Here is a 1,866-nt window from a genome sequence, read left to right on the forward strand (position 1 = left end):
CCTGATTTTGGTGACTTCTCTTTTACAATGTACTTCCCATCAGAAAGAGCCTTTGTAAGAGCAATACCATTTTCATCTGTTTTAACTGTTTGAACAACTTCTTCAGTATCTTTTTTAAGAATGTCAAATTCAATACCAGCTAACTTGACAATTGTATCATCTTCGTCGTATTTTGTGATTTTGATTTTACCAGCAATGTCAGTAGTACATGTGGCACTTTCTGTCTTAACCGTTTTTAATCTACCTATTGCTTCTTTATCAGTACGTGTCTCACCTCCCCATTGCTTTACAACTATTTGAGGTTCATTATCAATTAAGAATTGAGCTGAGTTTCTTACTGTTGAAGTATCCGTTGGTGAGGTTGTATAATAAAACAAGAAGAAACTCTTATCTCCTGTATTGGTTGGCATGAGCAGTTCAAAACCTTGCTTCCCATCGACAAATTTCAAATAAGCCATCTTGTCTGAATTTGCTCGATATTTTTCGGGATCAGTTGTCACTTCATATTTTTCGGTTTTTTCTACCAAACCAGCTTGATTAGTATTAGTTGATTCGTATTTTGCTTCATGAAGCTCGAAAGTATTTTCTATATAACTCATATAAGCTCCTGAACTTGAATTGAGCTTATCTTTGATTTTAATAGTGTGACCGTTTAAATTCATTTTAGAACGATTAATTCGCACATTCCAACCAATTTGTGGATCTCTAGAGTTCCACGCATTTTTACTAAGCAAATCACCCTCAACGGGAATTATAACTTGATCCTTTACAGCAAAAGTAACCGTCTGTGTCTTGCCACCAGGCAAGGTATAAGTAATTGTTTTAGTTTCTTTTGTAACTTGTTCATAGGCAAAAACAACAAAATCCCCTCTAACATTCTGTCTTCCATCGACCTTTTCATTGAAGGTGAAAGTTATAATATGGGTGTGACGATTCACCTTAGCACTACCAAGTATTTCGTTAGTATCTGGATCCCTTAGAACTAATGTCGCATCTTGCACACCTAACTGAGATGGTGCTTGTACTGTGAAGAAATCTCCATTTTTAATCTCACCCGCTTGTGAATTCGGGAATGAATATTTACCTAAGAAACGCAGTCCGACCGACTTTTCGTTTTTATCGTGATAAATAGTAGACATTTACTCCGAATTAGCTGAGCGAATCTGCACCTCATCTAATTGCACTTTATCTGTAAGATCAGCCGCTTTTACCTCTCCTGCTCCTAAAAATAGGGATAAAAATAATAAGGGAAATATTAGTAACCCTAATACTCTCTTTAATCTTTCCATAAAAATCCTAACTCCTTTCTAAATTTTTAAACTAACAAAACGACACCCTTGTTACTGTTGTAATAGGTTTCGCCTCCCTTTATAACTAATCCTTTTTAATTCCAAATATTGTGATTTGATACCACCTCAAATGACTTAATAAAATAGGTTCTACGCCCCAAACTAATTATACTCCTATTTTCACTTTTATGCTAGTGAAATTCCTCCATTATTAGCAAAAAATATTTCCAAACTGTAAATACTTTGTTCATTTTTATTATTTTTACTTTTTTTCCGTATTTTTTATTCATTTTATGAAATTTTTGTCTGTACTTTGCTGTAAAAAAGAAAAAATCCTTGTAAACCTTTCTTTTTATTTCTTTACAAAAATACTACAATGCTATACCATGTTTTAGTCAAATGAAAACACCAGAACATTTTTATCTTAAACTGTAAGTGAACAGGCAACTCATATCATTATTATTTTATGATAAATTGTAAAATATAGTTCAACAAAAAATCTCATAGCGTTTCATTGGTGTAAACTGTAAGTAACCACACAAACAGAACCCGAGGAAAAACTATGAGCTACTCCCAT

2 protein-coding genes are annotated in these 1,866 nt (G+C 33.3%); both read right to left on the reverse strand.

Features of this window, described 5'->3' with window-relative positions; genetic code table 11:
• Positions 1–1,139 (reverse strand): SpaA isopeptide-forming pilin-related protein (locus FQ204_RS02895; protein ID WP_260843544.1); only part of this gene is annotated, 1,139 nt, incomplete at its 3' end.
• A complete protein-coding gene (locus FQ204_RS10465; RefSeq protein WP_186286701.1) occupies positions 1,140–1,289 on the reverse strand; it encodes a hypothetical protein in 150 nt (49 codons plus the stop codon).
• Positions 1,290–1,866 lie beyond the last annotated feature (577 nt).

This window comes from Streptococcus constellatus, from assembly GCF_902167705.1.
GTDB lineage: Bacteria > Bacillota > Bacilli > Lactobacillales > Streptococcaceae > Streptococcus > Streptococcus constellatus_A.